18 protein-coding genes, 2 tRNA genes and 1 pseudogene are annotated in these 19,916 nt (G+C 57.6%); 8 read left to right on the top strand and 13 right to left on the bottom strand.

Annotated features, from left to right (window positions below):
- Nucleotides 1-70: 70 nt before the first annotated feature.
- Nucleotides 71-982 carry a DUF5996 family protein gene (locus AC0QKW_RS01640; protein ID WP_473149323.1) on the bottom strand — a complete coding sequence of 304 codons (912 nt, stop codon included), beginning with the start codon at nt 980-982 and terminating at the stop codon, nt 71-73.
- Nucleotides 983-1,222: 240 nt separating this feature from the next.
- Between AC0QKW_RS01640 and AC0QKW_RS01645 the strand changes: the two genes are divergently transcribed.
- A protein-coding gene (locus AC0QKW_RS01645; RefSeq protein ID WP_473149324.1) for a transposase occupies nt 1,223-2,219 on the top strand; the annotation gives its coding sequence in 2 pieces (ribosomal slippage) (nt 1,223-1,594 and nt 1,596-2,219; 996 coding nt in all).
- Nucleotides 2,220-2,321: 102 nt separating this feature from the next.
- Here the strand turns inward: AC0QKW_RS01645 and AC0QKW_RS01650 are convergent.
- The 3 genes and pseudogenes from AC0QKW_RS01650 to AC0QKW_RS01660 all read right to left on the bottom strand — a co-directional run bounded on the left by AC0QKW_RS01650 (nt 2,322) and on the right by AC0QKW_RS01660 (nt 3,982).
- Nucleotides 2,322-2,867, bottom strand: a pseudogene (locus AC0QKW_RS01650) (hypothetical protein).
- A gap of 3 nt (nt 2,868-2,870) precedes the next feature.
- A complete protein-coding gene (locus tag AC0QKW_RS01655; protein ID WP_473149325.1) occupies nt 2,871-3,539 on the bottom strand; it encodes a hypothetical protein in 669 nt (222 codons plus the stop codon).
- Entirely contained in the window at nt 3,536-3,982 is a 447-nt protein-coding gene (locus AC0QKW_RS01660) for a hypothetical protein (protein ID WP_473149326.1), read from the bottom strand. Before AC0QKW_RS01660 ends, AC0QKW_RS01655 begins: the two co-directional genes overlap by 4 nt.
- A 419-nt stretch (nt 3,983-4,401) precedes the next feature.
- Here AC0QKW_RS01660 and AC0QKW_RS01665 point away from each other — a divergent pair, with 419 nt between their 5' ends.
- Complete coding sequence (locus AC0QKW_RS01665) at nt 4,402-4,722, top strand: hypothetical protein (RefSeq protein WP_473149327.1); 321 nt, start codon at nt 4,402-4,404, stop codon at nt 4,720-4,722.
- 7 nt (nt 4,723-4,729) lie between these two features.
- Here the strand turns inward: AC0QKW_RS01665 and AC0QKW_RS01670 are convergent, their stop codons facing one another.
- The gene (locus tag AC0QKW_RS01670) at nt 4,730-5,842 is read right to left on the bottom strand and encodes a site-specific integrase (protein ID WP_473149328.1); all 1,113 of its coding nucleotides are present in this window, start codon (nt 5,840-5,842) and stop codon (nt 4,730-4,732) included.
- 130 nt (nt 5,843-5,972) lie between these two features.
- Nucleotides 5,973-6,045: transfer RNA gene (locus AC0QKW_RS01675), tRNA-Val, on the bottom strand.
- A gap of 176 nt (nt 6,046-6,221) precedes the next feature.
- On the opposite strand from AC0QKW_RS01675, the gene AC0QKW_RS01680 reads away from it, so the two are divergent.
- Nucleotides 6,222-6,719 (top strand): hypothetical protein, encoded by a 498-nt coding sequence (locus AC0QKW_RS01680; RefSeq protein WP_473149329.1) that lies wholly within the window; start codon nt 6,222-6,224, stop codon nt 6,717-6,719.
- Nucleotides 6,720-6,750: 31 nt separating this feature from the next.
- Here AC0QKW_RS01680 and AC0QKW_RS01685 read toward each other — a convergent pair whose 3' ends face one another.
- Both AC0QKW_RS01685 and AC0QKW_RS01690 read right to left on the bottom strand, forming a co-directional pair.
- Complete coding sequence (locus tag AC0QKW_RS01685) at nt 6,751-6,984, bottom strand: hypothetical protein (protein WP_473149330.1); 234 nt, start codon at nt 6,982-6,984, stop codon at nt 6,751-6,753.
- A 46-nt stretch (nt 6,985-7,030) separates the two neighbouring features.
- On the bottom strand, nt 7,031-8,341 hold the full coding sequence (locus AC0QKW_RS01690; protein WP_473149331.1) for an aminopeptidase P N-terminal domain-containing protein: 1,311 nt from the start codon (nt 8,339-8,341) through the stop codon (nt 7,031-7,033).
- A 149-nt stretch (nt 8,342-8,490) separates the two neighbouring features.
- Between AC0QKW_RS01690 and AC0QKW_RS01695 the strand changes: the two genes are divergently transcribed.
- Entirely contained in the window at nt 8,491-11,136 is a 2,646-nt protein-coding gene (locus tag AC0QKW_RS01695; RefSeq protein WP_473149332.1) for a ligase-associated DNA damage response DEXH box helicase, read from the top strand.
- Between the two features lie 30 nt (nt 11,137-11,166).
- On the opposite strand, the gene hemB is transcribed toward AC0QKW_RS01695, so the two are convergent.
- Complete coding sequence (hemB, locus tag AC0QKW_RS01700) at nt 11,167-12,147, bottom strand: porphobilinogen synthase (protein ID WP_473149333.1); 981 nt, start codon at nt 12,145-12,147, stop codon at nt 11,167-11,169.
- Nucleotides 12,148-12,544: 397 nt separating this feature from the next.
- On the opposite strand from hemB, the gene AC0QKW_RS01705 reads away from it, so the two are divergent.
- From AC0QKW_RS01705 to AC0QKW_RS01715, 3 genes are all read left to right on the top strand, one after another.
- Nucleotides 12,545-12,616 (top strand) — tRNA-Lys (locus AC0QKW_RS01705).
- 245 nt (nt 12,617-12,861) lie between these two features.
- Nucleotides 12,862-13,941 carry a class II fructose-bisphosphate aldolase gene (fba, locus tag AC0QKW_RS01710; protein ID WP_473149334.1) on the top strand — a complete coding sequence of 360 codons (1,080 nt, stop codon included), beginning with the start codon at nt 12,862-12,864 and terminating at the stop codon, nt 13,939-13,941.
- 246 nt (nt 13,942-14,187) lie between these two features.
- Nucleotides 14,188-15,069 carry an inositol monophosphatase family protein gene (locus AC0QKW_RS01715; RefSeq protein WP_473149335.1) on the top strand — a complete coding sequence of 294 codons (882 nt, stop codon included), beginning with the start codon at nt 14,188-14,190 and terminating at the stop codon, nt 15,067-15,069.
- Between the two features lie 175 nt (nt 15,070-15,244).
- Here AC0QKW_RS01715 and AC0QKW_RS01720 read toward each other — a convergent pair whose 3' ends face one another.
- From AC0QKW_RS01720 to AC0QKW_RS01735, 4 genes are all read right to left on the bottom strand, one after another.
- Complete coding sequence (locus tag AC0QKW_RS01720) at nt 15,245-16,273, bottom strand: ABC transporter permease (RefSeq protein ID WP_473149336.1); 1,029 nt, start codon at nt 16,271-16,273, stop codon at nt 15,245-15,247.
- 63 nt (nt 16,274-16,336) lie between these two features.
- Nucleotides 16,337-16,843 carry a hypothetical protein gene (locus AC0QKW_RS01725; RefSeq protein ID WP_473149337.1) on the bottom strand — a complete coding sequence of 169 codons (507 nt, stop codon included), beginning with the start codon at nt 16,841-16,843 and terminating at the stop codon, nt 16,337-16,339.
- 81 nt (nt 16,844-16,924) lie between these two features.
- Nucleotides 16,925-17,467, bottom strand: a complete 543-nt coding sequence (locus AC0QKW_RS01730) for a hypothetical protein (protein WP_473149338.1) — start codon at nt 17,465-17,467, stop codon at nt 16,925-16,927.
- Nucleotides 17,468-17,564: 97 nt separating this feature from the next.
- Nucleotides 17,565-17,927: a hypothetical protein gene (locus AC0QKW_RS01735; protein ID WP_473149339.1), complete on the bottom strand. Its 363-nt coding sequence runs from the start codon at nt 17,925-17,927 to the stop codon at nt 17,565-17,567.
- Nucleotides 17,928-18,523: 596 nt separating this feature from the next.
- On the opposite strand from AC0QKW_RS01735, the gene AC0QKW_RS01740 reads away from it, so the two are divergent.
- Entirely contained in the window at nt 18,524-19,504 is a 981-nt protein-coding gene (locus AC0QKW_RS01740) for a hypothetical protein (protein WP_473149340.1), read from the top strand.
- The last annotated feature ends 412 nt before the right edge of the window (nt 19,505-19,916 follow it).

Genomic DNA, 19,916 nt, shown 5'->3' on the forward strand with positions numbered 1-19,916 from the left:
ACACCTTGCGCTACGCTCTTACCGACAACTCTGGCAGATCGCCACCAAAAGCCATCCGTGCCAACCGCCCCTACTTAAACCAGGTCTGCTTCAGTCCAGCGACATCCCATCCCGCCAGTTCAGCAGCAGCCTCATAGGTGCTGTGCAAAAACCCCAGCAACGCCTGGTCAGGGTCAGCAGCCTCGCGCACCGCCTCGTAGGGCAAGACAAACTCCCCCAATCCTTCATGGAAAAACGCCGCCTCCGGCTGCACAGTGGCGTCTTTAAACCCCTCCGGCACCGGATAGGCGTAGGAATAAAACGCCGGGTAGCCCAGTCCAGTACCCGGCCAAAATCCAGCACTACTGACCTCCTGGCAGTAAGCCTCCTGAGCCACATCGTCCGGCAGGTTAGGCACACCCCCCGGATGCGGCGGCGCAGACCGCCCCGAAAAGCGCGTCACCGCCAGATCAAAGCTGCCCCAGAAAAAATGCACCGGGCTGACCTTGCCGCAAAAATGGGAGCGAAACTCACGAAAGACACGATCAGATTGCAACAGCACCCGCCAAAACCGCTGGGCGGCCTCGGCATCGTAGGCCCCATGGGTGTCATCCTGCTCGAAAGGTATCGCGTCTGGGATTTCGTTCGGTGTGGTGTGGATGCGCACGGTAATCCCCAACTCCCCCAATGCCGCCATCACCATTTCGTAAAAGTCCGCCACCGAGCGAGGTCGCAGCGCCACCATTCGCTCCTGCCCTGCACTGGTGACAATGCGCAGCTGGTGGTCAAAAAAGTCGAAGTCGATCTGAAAAATCTGGTCATCGTGGGGAATGGTGCTCGTCGTCAGCCCCCGCGCCGTTAGGTACAGCGGCACATGCCACGAGTGGTTGATCCATGGCGTTTGCACCAGGCGGATTTTGCCCACAATCTGCGTCCACAGGTGCAACGTGGTGCAGGTATCTTGCCAATCGTCCAGACTCAGCGGCGGCCAGAGATGCGGCATGGTGGTTCCCCCAATAGGTCGAGCAACCTCGGCAAAACCCGCCAGGCGGCTCGATCGCTATGCTACTGCACCATAGGCTTTATAGAGGGCGATCGTTCCACCCGCCTCGGCAATAATTCAAAACTAAAAGGCTCCATAGCCCATTCAATCGCCTATCTCTAGTCCACGGCTGTTGTGCTTCGGGCACTGGTTCTCTAACGGGTGATGGCTAGAATATATACGGTATTTGAGTTCTAGCCCATGAAATGCCCACACTGCCAGAGTGAACGCACTGTGAGAAACGGCACGGCCATATTGAAGGGGCAACCACCTCGACAACGATATCTGTGCCGTGACTGTGACAAGCGATTTAACGAACATACCAATACCCCGATGGCCCGGTTACGGGTGCCTGCCGCCATCGTCTCTGCGGCTTTGAATGTGCGCACAGAAGGGTTGGGGCTGCGGGCGACGGGTCGCTCCTTCGGCAAGTCTCATCGCACCATAACTCGCTGGGAAGCGCGATTGTCTGAGCAAGTCGACTCTTGGTCACCTCCTGCCCCTGAGAGGAGTGACATTACCGTCGAAGGAGATGAAGTCTACACTCGCGTGGGCGAGAACCTTCCCCCCCAGTGAGTCTGAAGGCTGGACCATTCACTTTATTGAGCGCAGAAGTCGCTACTGGATAGCCGCCCAAGCAGGCCTGAAAGACCAGCAGTTGTTTGAGCAAGGAACCGTGCAGGCTTGGCAGTGGGCTGAACCCGCGCAGTTTATTCGCTGGTTCACCGATGGTGAGCGGCGCTATGGTCAGGCGTTATGGCCCCTGGCGAGTGTGTTCCTCCCGCATCGTGAGACAACTCCAGGCTATGGCAAACGAAAAGTGTGGCGGCAGGGATTGGAAGTGGCCATGAAAATTAAAGGGTCTCAAGGACAGCGACGAGTAGCGTGGGTCAAAGCGGAACATCCCTTCACGGCCATCAGCGCAATGAGTGAGGTACATGCTAACCATAACGAGGCGCAAAATAGTGCATTGCGGCGACGGGCAAGTGCCTATCGTAGACGACAGAATCTTTACGCCAAACGAGTGCAGGGGTTACAGCGGGCTTTGAACATCCAACGATTGATCCATAACTGGGTGCGACCACACTGGGGACTGGGCAAGAAGACGACACCTGCGATGCTCATGGGCTATTGTGAGCGTCCACTCTCAACCCGCGAACTCCTCACAATGCAAGGTTTTCAGTTCATCACCTCTTAACAGCCCAGTGCCGACTGCCGCATTGACCTGCTTAAGTTTCAGTCGGAGTGGCTCACGGCTGATCAGCTCTGGCAAATTGAGCGGCATTTGGTTGAATTATGACTAATCAGGACGGTACCGCGTCGGTGTCCCCTGGTCGGTAAAGGCCCAAATATCGCGCTTGTGCTGGGGGCCGTAGCTGATGTGGATGGGGCGATTTGGGCCATAGAAATAGAGCGAGTCAAAGGGCAGTCTCTGGGCCAGAATTCAGTCCACCAGGACATCGCTGGGCAGGTCGAGGATACGAAAATCGCAGGCGGCACCGAGGCGATCGCAATAGTACCGCCCTTTCCGATTCACCTCATGGGCCATGTGCTGATCCAGGCTAGGGGTAGCGATACCGTGCTTCTTCCCCGTCAGCGGGTCTTTTCTCGCCAGCCACCGCTTCAGATCCATTGAGCAAAAGCCATAGGTAAGCTGGAAGCGCTCCCGCCCAAACCCATCAATTACCGGGTCGATGATGTGCTGACACAGAGCCTCCAAGGCTGGTAACGTCTCCTCCAGATTCTTGGGAAACGGGTCAATCTGGTCAGCAAACCGCTGGTAGATCTGCGTGCAGGTGCAGAATTCCTTCAGCGTCAAATACTTCCCCAGCCGACGTTCTGCCATTCCCTAGGCTTCCATCCCCCTATTGCGAGTCGGCATCCGCCTCGGCTGCCCTACCTGGAGTGCCTGAATCGCCTGCACCTGGGCCACCGTCCCTCGGGCGTACTGCTCAATCGTTTGCGGGGCCACCCCCTGCACATCTTGCTGGAATCGGGCATATGGCCCCTGGTGCAGCAGCGTCGCTACCGCTTCTCCTGATTCCCCAGCCCCCAGCGCCGCCGCCGTCACCTTCTGATCCAACTGAATGCCGGTGAGATCGCTGCTCACATAGTCTCTATAGAGATCGGGATAACTCTGGATTTTCCCCGTCACCGAGCAGGCATACTCCAGGTAGCGCTGCTGCTGAAGGCTATCCACAGTCGTCTGGGCGTACTGAAGTAGTTTGGGTAACGCTTCTTTCTTTTCTTCATCAGACAACCCCAAAATCTGCTGCTGGGTAAATGGCCCCTGGGCCAGCAGCTGAATTACCTGTCGGGGAGCCTTGCCGGTCTGTAGCGCCGCTCTAGCTACCTCCTGATCTAATCGGGCTGACGCGGGGTTATCGCTGTAGCGGGTGTAGAGACTCTCGTAGTCCTTGGCATCCTTAAGAGAAGCCTTGGCCAGCGCCAGGTATTGCTGACGCATCAATCGTCCTTTCTCCGTCTCGGGCTCCTTCGGCAATTGTGGCTCAGTCATAGGGCGTCCGTGAACTCGTCGAGCAAGTCAGCCGATGGAGTGGCAACGGTCACGGGCTGTACCAGCATAGTGTCTGCCTCTGCTGATAGATTCTCCGCATCAGGCGTGCCTACCAATTCGGTGCTACCGGATCGAGCCATCCCCAAATCAAATTCCTCGCGTAAGTGCTGAATCTGGGCTTCCATCTGCCAGATCGATTGCTGCGCCAGATCGCGTAGCTCTCCCTCGGAGTGGTTTCCCGATTGCCGGTAGGCGAAGGGCAGCCAAAAGGCACGGGTCGCCGTAGCCGCTTTCTCTTTGCCGTTGTAGGTCTCGTGGATCAGCCAGGAGTAGGTGATGCCGTTGGGAGAGGTGCGATCGGGCTCAAAAATGAAGCGCACCCGAGACTTTTTATCAGGGTTTGCAGGATCTGGGCTTGGGGAAGGGCTTCGTCCTCGGGGCATAGGTCAAAACTCAGCCTATATGGTTCAATCGTGATCAGCACCTTGGGTAGATAACTATGATTAGTCACCTATCAAGACAATTTTACACTGCAACACCAGTACATGCTGATCTAATGCCTGTTAGGTCTAGAATGCATTCTTCCTATCGACCATGTTCCAGCATTGCTGATTGCTGAAGGCTTTTCTTTCAGGGCCAACAATCTAAAAACTCTAGCCGTGCGCTTCTACTGCTAAGTTTTATGAATTAGTCAGCATGGACTCAGCTAGCAGCGAATGATTCATCCTAAGATGCTCTCATCAAGGTGTGTGTCTATCAAATTCTTTGCCTTTTGACCGTCGGAAAGCCAAATTCGGGCGGCTGGGATCGATTTGCCCAGGCGGCTAAGAGCTTTGTGTGGATCGGTTTTGGAGATGCAACGATGGACACCCATGACCTTTTGGAAGCGCTATTTGAACGGCTTAACGCCCGCCTTGACTTGATCGAAGGCAATCTTCGAGAGCTGAGGCAACGCCTGAATGGCGAGGTGGATGTGCCTAAGCTGGTAAAGCTCAACAAGGCTTGGCAAATTCTGGGTTACCCGAATTATGATGCCTGTCTCTACAAGGTGCGGTCTGGCCACTACCGGGTGAATAAAGAGATTGTTGATCGCCGATCGCCCGATTCCCGTCGCCCAGACTGGTATGCCGATATCGAGAAGTGTCAGCTCCGCGATCGCACCATGGCCAGCAAGCGAGGCTGATCAGCCCTTAACCCGCCTGCTTTTTCTTCAGAGCGGCAAAATAGGTCTGGGCGGCTCGCTCCTTAGAAATGTGCTTTTGGTAGGTGCCCAGGTTGACGTTGGGGTTGTGCCCCATAAACTGTGAGGCCACCGCCGTTGGCAGCTCCAGCCACAGAGCAGCTCTCAAACTCCAGGCGTGACGCAGGCTATAGGGTGGAAAGGGCATCTTAGCCCGTTGAAAAGCCGTAGACGTGCGATCGCCGTAGTCCTTATTCATGCGAGCCGTCACGGCGGGTCGGCGCACCTCCCACAGTTGCCAGCGGTCAACCCACTCTGGCGGTAATGGAAAGGTCTCGCGCTTCCCGGTTTTAGTGCCATCGGGCACTAGGGCCACCAGCCACCGCTGGCCGTCGTACTCACGCCACTCCACCTCACAAAGAAAGGCTTCGTGGTCTCTGAGGTTGTAGGTGGCCATCATCGCAGCGACCCACTGCCATGATTTGTTTTTCATACCGTCGATAGCGGCAATGATCTCGTCGTCGTTAGGAATGATGCGCTCGACGTTGCTGAGCCGGTAGTCGCCCTGGCGATCGCGCACCTTGGACTCTATACCGGCAAAGTCGGCCAACCGCTGGAGCTTTTGGCAGGCGACCTGGCGACTGCGGCTATTGGGCTTCCACCGATCCACCACGTCATCCAAAAGATGGGATGTTAATTTCGCCGCTGGTGGTAGCCATTTGAAGGCCGGGTACCAAAACTGTTCTCGCCAACGCAGGGCAATGGCTTCTTCATCGCCCTCCTGCTGCTTTTGCCAATCCTGCTGAAAGCGATTGATCCAGGCCTGGCAGGTTTCGCTGTTCTCTTTGGTGTCAGGCTCAACTTCGCGCCAGTCAAAGCGCTTCTGAGCAAGCAGCGCCCCCAGGCGAAAGGCCTCTGCCTCGGCATATTCGATACCCGCAGGGTTGGCATAGACTCCCAAGGTGATGAACTGCTGCTTGGGCCGAGTTACCTTGCTGTCTGGTCGGGGTGGGAGGGTGCCCCGCAGCGAAAGCTTCTCGCCACGCTGGTAAAGCCTCAGCCCCATCTGAGCCGCCTCCAGCCGTTGATTGGCCGCGTCCACTGTCAGCGCTTTTCGTCCCATGGCGAGCTAGCTCCTGATCTAATTTTGATCTAGAAATGCCTCCGTTTATTCTAGTTCAGCCCCATTCAGTCAGTTCTGGCGATGCTTGAAGCAACCGCCTGAAGAGGCCTGAGGGCTTAGGTTTCCTGTATGGGCGATACTGGACTCGAACCAGTGACATCCTGCTTGTAAGGCAGGCGCTCTACCAACTGAGCTAATCGCCCGTGCTGCGTTTGCAGTTTTATATCTTAGCAGAGGATAGGCACTATTTTGCCGATTCCAAAACGGATTGCTGCGCAAATTGCCCAAAGAACTTCTCCTGCAGATTCCACAGTATTCTCAGCTGCAAAATCCGCTACTCTGGCAAAGTCTTTGAGCGATCGCATGACAGGTGTGCCCCATGACCGAGCAAATATCCCTTACCCCTGTAGCTCAGCAGGCTATTCTCAAGCAGTTTCGGCTCTACTACGGGTTACTGGTGGTGCTCTTGGCTGGCATTACCATCCTCGGCTTGGCCTGGCGGTGGAGTTTGCCCAAGGCCTATGCCAACGGAGCACCCTTTGGGCAGGCGGTGCTGGTGCTGCTGGCAGCGGCGGTGCTGATCAACGCGATCTCGTTTTTCTTTCAAGACCGCTACGTGCAGGGTCTACTCAAGCAGCCAAATATTCTGCGGGAGTTTGCGATTGTGCCTTTTGGGCTGCGGTTCTACGCGCAGAATCTGGCGATCGCGATTCGCGAAGCGATCCGTTCCGGAATCGCCCTTTCCCTGATTGGCTTTTACCCACTGCTGCTGGTGTTGTTTTTCTTTGCCCACTACCCCATTGTGCTGTGGCTGATGCCCTATCACCTCATTTTGGGATTTGTGCTGGGCTGGGTGATCAAGCAACAGCTGCTTTAAATTTAGGGCTATGGGTTTCTACGGCAGAATTCTAGTGCTTGCCGTCAAAGTATTGGTACCAGACCCAGTTGCCCGCTACCGTCACCGCGAGAACGATGCCGCCTCCGATCCAGCCGAGGGCGGGGTTGTAGCCACTGCGGGCCAGATTGGTTATCCAGAGGTGAGTGAGATCGCTGCCGACCAGCCCGTCGGCGATCGCCGGAAAGAGATACATCAGCGCTGCCCCTACTAGCAGCCAGCCCACCATAGAAACCAGCAAGAACACAGTTTTTGCAGTCGATTGAGTACCGATCATAGATTTTTCAAATTCCTTAACGTTCCATATCATCCAGTGCTTTGGGCACAGCCGCAGTCAGTACCTCGCAACCGCTGTCACTCACCAGCACGTCATCTTCGATGCGAATGCCGATGCCCCGCCAGCGATCGTCGATCGGGGGCTGACCCTCGACGGGTTCGTAGGTAGGGGAGATGTAAATGCCCGGCTCGACCGTGACGACATTGCCCACTTCAAAGGGTTTCCAGGTTTTGTCGGCGTTGCGGAGAATGCCCGCGTCGTGGACATCTAGTCCGAGGAAGTGACCGGTGCCATGCATGAAAAAGGCCTTGTGCTTCTTCTCTTCGATCAATGTATCCACATTGCCCGCCAATAGACCCAACTCCACCAGACCCTCGGTAATGGTGCGGGTGGCAGCATCGTGGAATTCATTAAAGGGAGCACCAGGTTTAACGGCGGCGATCGCCCTCAACTGCGCCTCCAGCACCAGCTCATACAAAATCCGCTGCTCATCGCTAAAGCGCCCCCCCACCGGAAAGGTGCGGGTAATGTCGGCATTGTAGTAATCCACCGCGCAGCCAGCATCGATCAGCAGCAGGTCGCCGTCTTGCATCTGGCAGTTGTTTTCGACGTAGTGCAGAATGCAGGCGTTAGCCCCCGAGGCGACAATTGAGCCGTAGGCTGGCCCCATCGCCCCCTCTAGGCGAAAGATATGCTCCATCTCGGCCTGAATCTCGTACTCGTAGCGACCGGGACGAGCGATCTCAAGGGCGTGGTTGTGGGCCTTGGCCGCGATCGCGATCGCCCTTCTCAACGAATCCAGTTCTTCCTCCGACTTGACCCGTCGCAGGGTCTGCATCATCAGCGCGGCGTCTTCGATCGCCACCGGGCCAGTGCCGCGCTTATAGTAGGTGGCCAGCAGCCGCTGCCAGTGCTTCAGCATGCGCTGGTTCAGCGGTTCGTCGTGGCCAAAGTGGTAGTAGAGGCGATCGGCCTTTTCCAGATACTTGGGCAGGTGCTCGTCCAGTTCGGCGATCGGGTAGACCGCATCGGCCCCAAACTGCTCCTTGGCCAGCTCTACCCCCACTCGGTAGCCCGACCAGGTCTCTTTTTCAGGGTCTTTGGGCCGCACGAACAGCACAAACTTGTGCTCGTCGTGGTGGGGGGCCAGCACCGCCACCGCCCCCGGCTCGTTAAACCCCGTCAGGTAGTAAAAGTTGCTGTCCTGGCGAAAGGGGTAGTCGACATCGTTGTGCATCACCGCCGGGGGGGCACTGGCGAAAATCGCAGTGCCGCTGCCGATGAGATCCATTACACGCTGACGGCGGTGGGCGTAGGGAGTAGTCATGGTAAGAGGTCAGGTGAGAATAATAGCCTTCTCTGGATGGTAAAGGATATCGGCGATCGCTGGCGAAAGGGTTGCGGGGTATCAGCTCCAAGCTGGCTCACTACAACTCCTTACAATAGATAGGCTAACTCCGACCTTAGGCACCCTCTGTGACGGCTGATCAGCGCCTAGTTCCTATCTTTGACTACTTCGCAACCCGAGGCTGGCAGCCCCTGGCATTTCAGGCCGAGACCTGGGCCGCCTACTTGGCAGGCCGCAGCGGGCTGGTGCAGGTGCCCACGGGGTCGGGCAAAACCTATGCGGTGGTCATGGGGCCAGTGGCCGACATGCTCGCCGCCCCTCTGGAAGGCTTGCAGCTGCTCTACATTACCCCCCTGCGCGCCCTGTCGAGAGACATTGAGCAGGCGATCAAAGCGCCCATTGAGGCGATGAACTGGAACATCACCGTCGAGTCGCGCACGGGCGATACCAGCTCCGCGCGCAAGACCAAGCAGCTCAAGACCATGCCCAATATTTTGATCACCACGCCAGAGTCGCTGGCGGTGATGCTGTCCTACAAAGACGGGGCCAAACGGTTTGGCCATTTGCAGGCCGTGATTCTCGACGAGTGGCACGAGCTGATGAGCTCGAAGCGGGGCACCCAGACAGAGCTGTGTTTGGGCCATCTGCGATCGCTCCGTCCGGCCCTCCGCACCTGGGCCATCTCCGCCACCCTGGGCAACCTCGCAGAAGCGGCCCAAACCGCCGTGGGGCTGGGCATCGAACCGGTAATCATTCGCTCAACCCTAAAGCGCGACACAGTGATCAGCAGCATTCGCCCCGAGTCGGTAGATACCTTTCCCTGGGCGGGGCACCTGGGGCTGCGCATGCTTGATGCCCTCGTGGCCGCGCTCGACATTGAGAAATCTACCCTCATTTTCACCAACACCCGCAACCAGGCCGAGCGGTGGTACCAGGCGCTGCACTTTGCCCTGCCAGAGCACGAGAACAAAATTGCCCTGCACCACGGCTCCATTGATGTAAAGGAGCGGGAAGCGATCGAGGCGGGGGTAAAATCCGGCGACATTCGTTGGGTAGTCTGTACCTCATCGCTCGATCTGGGGGTCGATTTTCAGCCCGTAGAGCGGGTGGTGCAGATCGGCAGCGCCAAGAATCTGGCTCGGCTGTTGCAGCGGGCAGGGCGCAGCGCCCACGTGCCCGAAGGCACCTCAGAGGTATTTTTCTTGCCCACCAACGCCCTAGAGCTGCTTGAAATTTCTGCCTTTCGTCGGGGGCTAGAGCAGGGCGATATGGAAACCCGCCGCCCTCAGTACAAGCCCTACGATGTGCTGGTGCAGCACTTGGTCACCCTCGCCTGCGGCGATGGCTTTGACCCGCAAAAAACGCTTAGCCACCTGCGGCAGACCGTCGCTTATACCAACCTCACCGATGAAGAATATCAGTGGATTTTAGAGTTCATCGAAAAAGGGGGGCAGTGCCTAGGGGCTTATCCCCGCTACAAAAAGGTGGTGCTAGAGGATGGTTTGTACAACATTAGCGACGCTAAGCTGGCCCGCACCCACCGCATGGGCATTGGCACCATCACCAGCAATACCCCGATCAAGATTGTCTACACCAACCGCAAGGCGATCGGCACCGTAGAAGAATCTTTTGTCTCGCGGCTAAAGAAAGGGGACGTGTTTTTCTTCGCCGGGCGGCAGCTAGAGTACTTTCAACTCAAAGATATGGTGCTCTACGTCAAGGGCACCCGCAAAAAATCGACCGTCACCCCCAGCTGGGGGGGCGGGCAGTTGGCCATTTCTGATACCCTCAGCCACCATCTACGGCGCGAGGTAGAGCGGGTGCGAACGATCCTCACCACCTCCAACGGTGCGGCTTCTCTAAAACCAGAGAAATCCATCGCTGACAAGCCCCGATCCCCCCAATCCCCAGCCCTAGGAATGTCCTCCGGCACCCCACTTTTTAAGGGGGGCAGGGGGGATCCACACCCTGCGCTTACAGACACCGAATCTCCCCAATCCCTAACTGTAGAAACGCCCTCTGATCCACCCCTCACCAAGGGAGGCAGGGGAGATCTCCCCAATGACGAAATTCTCACCATCGCGCCCATTCTCGCAGCCCAGCAGCGGCTCTCTACCCTGCCCAGCGCCGACGAGCTGCTGGTCGAAAGCTGCAAGACCCGCGAGGGCCAGCACCTCTACGTGTTCCCCTTTGAGGGGCGCTTTGTCCACGAGGGGCTGGGCTTTCTCTGGGGCTACCGTTTTGCTAAGCAAAAGACCGCCACCTTCACTATTTCGGTCAACGACTACGGCTTTGAGATTCTTGGCCCCAAGGGCTATCCCTATCGGGAGTTATTTTCTAGCGAATTCTTTAGCCTGGAAAATCTAGAAACTGACATTCGCGCCAGCTTGAATATCTCAGAGCTAACCCAGCGTAAGTTTCGCGGTGTCGCTCAGGTGGCGGGGCTGGTGTTTAAGGGCTATCCAGGGTCGCGCAAAACCTCTAGCCAGCTGCAAGTCAGCACTTCGCTGCTCTACGACGTGTTCAGCAAATACGAGCCTGAGAATCTTTTGCTCAAGCAGGCCGAGCGCGAGGTGCTGCAAGATCAGCTCGAAACCCACCGCCTTACCCAGACTTTGAACCGCCTCGATCGCCGCTCTGTGGTATGGAAAGAGACTCCCCGCCCTTCTCCCTTAGCCTTTCCACTACTGGTAGAAAGGCTAAACTCGCGGATGTCTAACGAAACGCTGCTAGAGCGCATTCAGCGGATGAAAGACCAGTGGGAGCAGAAGTAGTCACAGCCGGGAGACAGGGACTATGGAACCCTAACCAATCCAGCGGGCCACGTCTTTGGCGTGATAGGTCAAGATCATGTCGGCTCCCGATCGCTTAAAGCTGGTCATGGTCTCCATCACCAGTTTTTGCTCGTCGACCCAGCCGTTGAGAGCAGCGGCCTTCACCATCGAGTATTCACCCGACACGTTGTAGGCGGCCACGGGCAGGTTGGTGGCCTGCTTCACCCGCCAGATGATATCCATGTAGGCCAGGGCGGGCTTGACCATCAGCATGTCGGCGCCTTCGGCGATGTCTAGCTCGATTTCTTTGAGGGCTTCGGTGCCGTTGGCCGGATCCATCTGGTAAGTGCGGCGATCGCCAAACTGGGGCGCACTTTCCGCCGCATCTCTAAATGGCCCGTAGTAGGCCGAGGCGTACTTAGCCGCGTAGGAGAGAATCGGCGTATCGATAAAGCCCGCCGCATCTAGCCCGCTGCGAATCGCCTGCACAAAGCCATCCATCATGCCCGAGGGCGCGATGATGTCGGCCCCAGCTTTCACCTGGGCCACAGCGGTTTTTTTCAGCAGCTCCAGGGTGGGGTCGTTGAGCACCCGCCCGGTCAGGTCGCCAGTTTCTAAATAGCCGCAGTGGCCGTGGCTGGTGTACTCGCACAGGCAGGTATCGACAATTACCAGCAGGTCGGGCACCGCCGCCTTGACGGCCTCAGTCGCCTTTTGCACAATGCCGCAGTCGTGCCAGGCTCCCGTAGCGTCGGTGTCTTTGTCGGCGGGAATGCCAAAGAGAATGATAGCGGGAATGCCCAGGTCGTAAACTTCCTTGGCCTCCTCCACAATTTTGTCGATAGAAAGCTGGTAAACCCCCGGCATGGAGGAAACTTCCTTGGCAAAGCTCTCCCCAGGCACCGCAAACAGCGGGTAGACCAGATCGGCCTGGGTGACGACGGTCTCTTGCACCATGCGGCGAAGCTGGGGGTGCTGGCGCAGACGGCGAGGGCGGTGGGTGGGGAACATGGCCTGAAGGGATTGCTAAAAATGAAGCTTCATTAAACTAAAGCTTTCTTTGGGGGCGAACACAAGCGATCGGTTACGTTCTGTAATCTATAAACCTGGGATGACAGCATGGGTGCAGGGGCGATCGCAGCCCTCGGCACTGATGTGAACCTTCTCTAGGCCAATGCTTTAGTTTGTCAGGCGGCTTTGCAGGCCAATGATCGCTCTGGGCAAGCCGCTAAAGCGAGAGAAAATCAGCTTTCCTTCTGGACGAGGTCTAGTCCCAACCTCGTCCAGAAGGTTAACGCAGAGGTAATTGTTAGTTTTTTTTTCAGCATCGCTTCAAAAATGTGATTTTCTTATGCTATGTTTATAAGCCGTGCCCGGTTAACAACCACGCACCACTTTCCCCGCAAGGGGGTCGCTAGCTCAGCGGTAGAGCACTCGGCTTTTAACCGATTGGTCCTGGGTTCGAATCCCAGGCGACCCATTTATTTAGACCAGATTTACTTTTCTGGAATCATGCAACCCACGGACTGTGCCCCCCAGTGATCTATGATGGGGCAGAGTAATGGAATGTACACATTCCGGCTGGGTGGGGAGTTCTTTTAAGCTTAGTTTTAGCTTGTCCGAACATTTCGTTATAGATCATCGATCTATCCTAAGATTGATAAGTAAGGCTACCTACTCAAACGTCTCAAGGCCTAACGGCGAGAACACACTAGGAGGATTTTTATGGCGCTTGTCTCACTGAGATTACTGTTGGATCACGCCGCTGAGAATGGCTACGGCATCCCGGCTTATAACGTAAACAACCTGGAGCAAATTCTAGCCATCATGAAGGCGGCGGATGACACCGACAGCCCCGTGATTTTGCAGGCTTCTCGCGGTGCTCGCTCCTACGCTGGCGAAAACTTTCTGCGTCACCTGGTGCTGGCTGCGGTCGAAACCTACCCCCACATTCCCGTGGTGATGCACCAAGACCACGGCAACTCCCCCGCCACCTGCTACTCGGCCCTGCGCAACGGCTTCACCAGCGTCATGATGGACGGCTCTTTAGAAGCTGACGCCAAGACCCCCGCTAGCTTTGAGTACAACGCCGCCGTTACCGGTGAAGTGGTTAAAGTAGCCCACTCCATCGGTTGCAGCGTGGAAGGCGAGCTGGGCTGCCTCGGCTCCCTCGAAACCGGCGCAGGCGAAGCGGAAGACGGCCACGGCTTTGAGGGCACCCTCAGCCACGACCAGCTGCTGACTGACCCCGACGAAGCGGTGCAGTTTGTGGAAGCCACCCAGGTAGATGCTCTGGCCGTTGCGATCGGCACCAGCCACGGGGCCTACAAGTTTACCCGCAAGCCCACTGGCGAAATTCTGGCCATCAGCCGCATCGAAGAGATTCACCGCCGCCTGCCCAACACCCACCTGGTCATGCACGGGTCATCTTCTGTGCCCCAAAAGTGGCTCGATATGATCAACGAGTACGGCGGCAATATCCCTGAGACCTACGGCGTGCCCATCGAAGAAATTCAGAAGGGCATCAAGAGCGGCGTGCGCAAGGTGAATATTGACACCGACAACCGTCTGGCGATCACCGCTGCGATCCGCGAAGCGGCTTTCAAAGATCCGTCTAACTTTGATCCTCGCCACTTCATGAAGCCCTCGATGAAGTATATGACCGAAGTGTGCGCCGAGCGCTACGACGCCTTTGGCACCGCCGGTCAGGCTAGCAAGATCAAGCAAGAGCCTGTGGAAGTCTACGCTGTCAAGTACGCCAAGGGCGAACTCGATGCCAAAGTCTCCACCGTCGCTGCGGTCTAGTCACCCCAGTTCTGTTTTCTAGGGAACAGGCTATAGATTGATAAAACAGGGCTTCTTCGTTGAGGGAGCCCTGTTTTTGGTTTTCCCCTCTTGGGAGGAGCAGGGGCGGGTTAGCCTTTGTTTGCGGGCCGCTGACAACGAAAATGCCCAAAATTAATGCCCAAAATTTAGGATCTCTCCAAAGGGCGCAGGCCCTGCGCCCCTACCGCCTAAATTAAGATTGCTCTGCCCCTAAATGGTTACACCATGCTATCCCCAACGACTCCTCGGGAGATTCTCGCAGCCCTGTTGCCCTATCTAAAAACGGCTGGAGCCTATGCCCAGCAGATTCAGGCCCAGATTGCGGCCCAGCCCGACAAAGAGGGTAAGGGCGACAATTTCTTTTCTTCAGCCCTGAGCGATGCCGATTTATCCATTCAAACCATGATGGAGGTAGTGCTGCTGGGGCTGTTTCCCCAAATGCGGTTCTACGGTGAAGAGTACGAGCAGACCTACAACACCAAGTACTTTCGCGCCATTGATCTGGGGCCAGCAGGCGACTACCTGATTACCCTTGACCCCATCGATGGCACTCAGTTTTATCTGGATGGCCACTCCAACTATCAGATTATTTTGGCCATTCTCAATGCGGATGAGTATGAGGGGGCGATCGCCATTACTCCCGGCCAAGACCTCTACTACTACGCCCTGCGGGGCCAGGGCACCTTCAAAGGCACGCTTGAGCAATCCCTAGAGGCCTGCACCCAGATTAGGGTCGACACCCCCACTCCAGCGATCTGTCTGGGCTGGCAGATGGGGGCTGTGGTGCCGCACATTGGCGATCGCTACCGGGTCTACCACACCAAAACTGCCTACTCTAAAGAGACCCAAATTCCCAACTTCAACGGGCTGCTCAGCGGCGATCTAGCCGGGGCGATACTGGCTCGGGGGCAGTTTATCGACGGGGCCGCCCTGGCCTTTATGGCCCAGGAAATGGGGTTCGTCGTCACCACCTTCAGCGGGGAACCGCTGCCGCCCCTGCACGCCTGCACCGACTACCTACGGCCCGGCATGGTAATCGGCTGCTCTAAGGCTGTACATGCAGACCTATTGGCCGCCGTCACCGCCGCCAGGGTAGCAGGCTCGTGACGAGAAATCCCCTCCTGGGAGGGGTAGGGGTGGGTCAACTTGGACGCTAAAACCCACCCCTACCTTCAGGCACCCATCCCCAAGAGGAGACGGTTCCCGATACATATAGGCAATCTTGCTGGAGATAACGGAGTTTTGCTCGGCCGTCACCCCAATTTTTAACGTTAACAGTCCCCTAGTAGCGAATGCGCGGGTCGACGTAGGCATTCAAAATGTCGATCGCAATGCTGATAAAGGCCACAATGGTGGCAAAAAACACCATCAGCCCCTGTACCACCGGGTAGTCGCGCTGGGAAATCGCTTCGTAGAGCCGGTTTGCCAGCCCCGGCCAGGAAAAAGTCACCTCCGTCAGCACCGCGCCCCCCAGCATGGCGGCGAAGGTCAACCCCAAAATCGTAATCACTGGAATCATGGCATTTTTTAGAGCATGTACCAGGACGATTCGACGCTCAGGAATGCCCCGCGCCCTGGCTGCCTCGATGTAGTCGGCGGCCAGGGTTTGCCGGAGATTGACCCGCACCATGCGCTCAAACACACCGCTGATGAGAATGCCTAGGGTGAGGCTGGGCAGAGCCAGATGGTAGAGGGTGGTGGCAAAAGCACTAAAGTCAAAGGACAGTAGGCTATCAACCAGGTATAGCCCCGTTGGCCCCGACGGAGGGGTGGCCCGCAGCGGGTAGCGGGTGCCGATGGGAAACCAGCGCAGCTGTACCGCAAAGATCAGCTGCAAAATCATGCCAAACCAATACATTGGAATGGCGTAGGTGATGATGCCAAACAGCCGCCCCCCGGCATCAATGGGCGAGTTGGGTCGCGATGCCGCCAGGGCACCGACCCCCACCCCCACCACCGTGGCCACCACCATACCGCACACCGTCAGCTCTACCGTGGCTGGAAAGTGAGCCTGAATAATCTGCCACACCGTCTGCCCTCGGGTAGCGAGGGAGGTACCCAGATCGAGGCGCAGCAGATTGCCGAGGTAGCTGAGGTACTGCACCACCAACGGCTGATCAAGACCCAGCTGCACCCGCAGGGCATCCTTAGCCTCTAGGGGGGCCCGCGCCCCCAGCAGCGCATCTACAGGGTCACCTGGGGTCGCCCGCAGCAGCAAAAACACCACCGTAGTGATGGTTAAAACCATCAGAGGAGCTAGCAGCAGCCGCGTAAAAATGTAGTAGCGGAGGGCGGCAGAGCGAGAAGACATAGGGCAGCGAACCGTTGAAGGGGGAAGGTATAACAGGCTCAGGAGAAATAGGCACCCCTCTGCTCAGCTGCCCGAATAGCCCTGGATGGCCTCGGGGCGAAACTGCCGCAGAATAGGGGTCGCCTGGCGGATTACAGATTCAGAGCCGCGCACTACCACTAAAAATTTACCTTCGCTCAGGCGATTGCGATAGGAGAGAGCATCGCCGCTGCCGACGGCAATGCCCACCCCGCCACCGATAAAAAAGGCACCCATGGCCCCAGAAATGGCCCCCAGCAGCCCGCCGATCAGCTGATTTCCCAGCTGCCCCGTCCAGGCAAAGGTTTCGAGGCCGGTGATTTGATCAAACACAAACCCGGCCCCAAACCCAAAGGGCACCAGCCACACCATCATCAGGCGAACCTGCTTCCAGGCTTGATCGGCGGGGTTGATCAGGCCATACTCGTCGGGGGTTTTGAAGCCTTTGCCTAGAATGTCGATATCGTCTTTGGGCAGGCTAGCCTGCTCCAGAGCACTGTAGGCCTCTTCAGCCTTGATGCGATTGTCTAAAACGGCAACCAAATAGTTCATAGGGCGGGGCGAAACAAACGGTGGTAGACCAACTGATATTATGCCTTGCTATGATGAGCCTCCCCCGCTAGCTGGCCTAATCTAAACCTGCCCTCCTGGGCAGACCGTAGACCACTGCTCAAGATTGCTTCTGGCCTGAATGAAGCCGGTGAGCTCGCCCCGGTAGGCGATCAGACGAGCGCGATCGGCAGAATCGGGCGGCATTAGCACCACCAGTCGATCGACCGAAGCCGCCGCACAGGCCCAGTCGCTGGCGGCCACGGCCTCAGCCAGAGTGGCCTGGCGCTCGACGATCTCGGCCTGCTTGGCGGCTTCGCGGCGATCGCGGGCAATGTAGCTCTCCATATTGCGAATGCCAGCGGTAGCATAGCGATCGCCCGGTCGAGCGGCCAGGGCGCGGCGAAAGTTGATCAGCGCCGTGTGGTAGTCTTGCCGCTCGGCAGCACCGTAGGCCGCCAGCATGGCGTTGGTATAGGTCTGCGATCGGTTTTGCTTGAGGCTAGGGCCGTCGTAGCTGGGGTCTAGGTTGAAGGATTTGGCCATAGCCAGATCCCCACTTCCGACTAACACCAGCCCCAGCAAAAGACTCGCCACACTGCCGCCAACACATCCTATGGTCGTCATTTCCCTGGCCGTCCCGCACGATTACGACCACTTAGGGTAGCGAATTTCTCAGCCAATGCAGCACTAATCTGTCGGCCCCTCCCTTCATCCGCTGGATTTAGTCAAGGGTGAGGTCAATTCCCAGCTCATCGGCGAGCCAGTTGATCACCTGCTGGCGTTCGCCGGGGGTGAGGTAAAAGCGGCCCGTCTGACGGAGGCGATCGTTCATGTCTTCCATATCCGCCAGGGTAAAGAGCCCGGCAGTATGGCCCAGGGTACAGAGAATATCGTCGCGGCCCTGATCGTCGAGCCCGCCGTAGCGGTAGCGGGCAATATGCTGCCCTAACCGGGTGAAATCATAGCTGTCTTGGGAAAGGCGATCTTTTTTGGCCTGGGGGATAGGCTCGCCAGCGACAATTTTGGCGTAATCGGTGTCGAGCAGATCGAGAGCAACAATGGGGGGCTGGGGACGGGTGCTCAAGCTGCCTCCTTTGACCCAGCAAGGTCAGAACGTCGGTGGGGCCATCGCTGGCTCGATCTACCAGGGTAGTGGTCTAGCCAGGGCGGGCTCTGGAAGCGAGAGGTGGTTAATGCCTTTAATTATCGCTCCAAGTAAGTGCGCCCAAGACTTCTGCTGGGCGGCAACGGCTTGCGGCCCGTAAGTCGCCCAGCAGTCGCTGCTGAGGCCCACGGCGAAGGCTTCGCCCACGAACATCTTGACCTCGACATCGGGATGGCGGGATGCGAACCCACGGCCCCTCCGTCCCCAACGAAGTTCAGGAAACCTTCTAACCCCTTCTGTATCTCGATTATAGCGGCTCTCAATAAACCGTCCTACCAATTGCCTACCGCAAGCGGCCCAAAGGCATATCCGGCAATGGGATGAGCAACACTTCTTTCGGGAGTAATCCCGAAAGCTGTAGTCTAAAGTTTGCCCTGGGCAGGCAGGTACAAGTTGGCTTCGGCAAACAAGACCACCGCTCAACCGGGCATTACGCTTCGTGACGGGCGATCGCCCCGGCTTCAGATTCGCCAGAAAATAGAGGTAACGCTCTAACGCGAGGGAGCCATGGCCCCATGAACCAACAACATCTGCGGAGCTACCTCAGCCTGATCGAACAACTGCTGGCCTGCCCCAGGGGAGAAGAGTGGATTGTGCTGCGCCAGAACGAAGGGCTAGTCACCCCAGAACTGGTGCAGGTTATGGAACAGGTGGCCGCCCAACTGGTGCGCCAGGGCAGTGCCCAGGAAGCCAAGTTTCTCCACAATCTGGCGGGGCAAATTCACCACCTGTTTGTGGCGCAAACCGTTCCCTCCGCCCCGGCGGCGGACGACCAAACCCAGGCCTATCTGGAGTTCACCAAAGCCCTTTTAGACTGCCCCGAGGGCGCTGAGGCAGATCTGCTGGCGGCCCACGAGGCGCTCATCGGCCCTGGCCTGGTTCACTACATGCAGCAGGTGGCCACTCAGCTGGCCGCCCAGGGCGATCCAGACTCGGCGAGCTATCTCTATGGCTGGGCCACGGAGCTCAGCCACCTGTGGCTGCAAAAACACGACTTTGAGACCAAGCCCAAGCCCGGCCCGGCTGAGCCAGACGCTGGAACGCCACCTACTGCCGCGCCAGCGTCCCCCCCTTCAGGGCCGTCCGCCACGCCTCTGGAGGATCCGTGGTCAGAAACTTTGGCCCCGGCCCCAGCTCCCCAGCCGCTAGTAGCCCCGCCCGCCCCAGGGCGCAGCCCCGATGCGGCAGCGGCTGAGCCGGGGGGCAGCCAGCGGGCCATGGAGGCGATCGCAGCGGCACTCGATCGCCTCAGCGAAACCCTGCGGGCCACACCGCCGCCCCCGGTCAACCCCCTCTGGTACATGGAGGTGCTAGAGCAGGCCTGCGCCGGCGGCTGGATTTTGGCCAGCGAAGAGATTCACCAGCTGATTGGCGTGCACCCCACCTGCCCCAAGGGCCACGACTCGTTTCAGCGGGGCAACTGGGTCTTTACCAAGACCGGCAAGCTGGGAGGGCAGACCGCCTGGCGGGTGAGCAAGGCCGCTACAGAGCCCTAGCCTGGTTTGTGGCAACGCTTGTAGCCCAAGGCTTTTGGCTGGATGGGCGGTCATGAATGACACGCCCTAACCCTTTGCCTAAAACCAGGAATAAATGCGAAAATATAGGTAGGTAGAGCGCCTGAATGGTCATTGGGTGCATCGTTGATTGAGTGATGTGTTGACCTAGGGCACCTACCCATAGCCTCTATCCTGAAGGGGGAGGACGTGTCATGAGCACCCACAAACCATTGCCGGAAGGCCATCCCCACAACGAACCGGTTCTCAAAGCCGTGGAGCCGTCAGACAAACGGTTCAGACACCGCGATCGCGGTATCCACTTCGGGCGCACCAAGGGGAAATAAGACCCAATCAGGCTCCTGATAACCCTGGTTTCCCTAAGACCGCACCGTAGGGCGCACCAGCGGCCCCA

Source organism: Pseudanabaena sp. PCC 9330 (assembly GCF_055795045.1).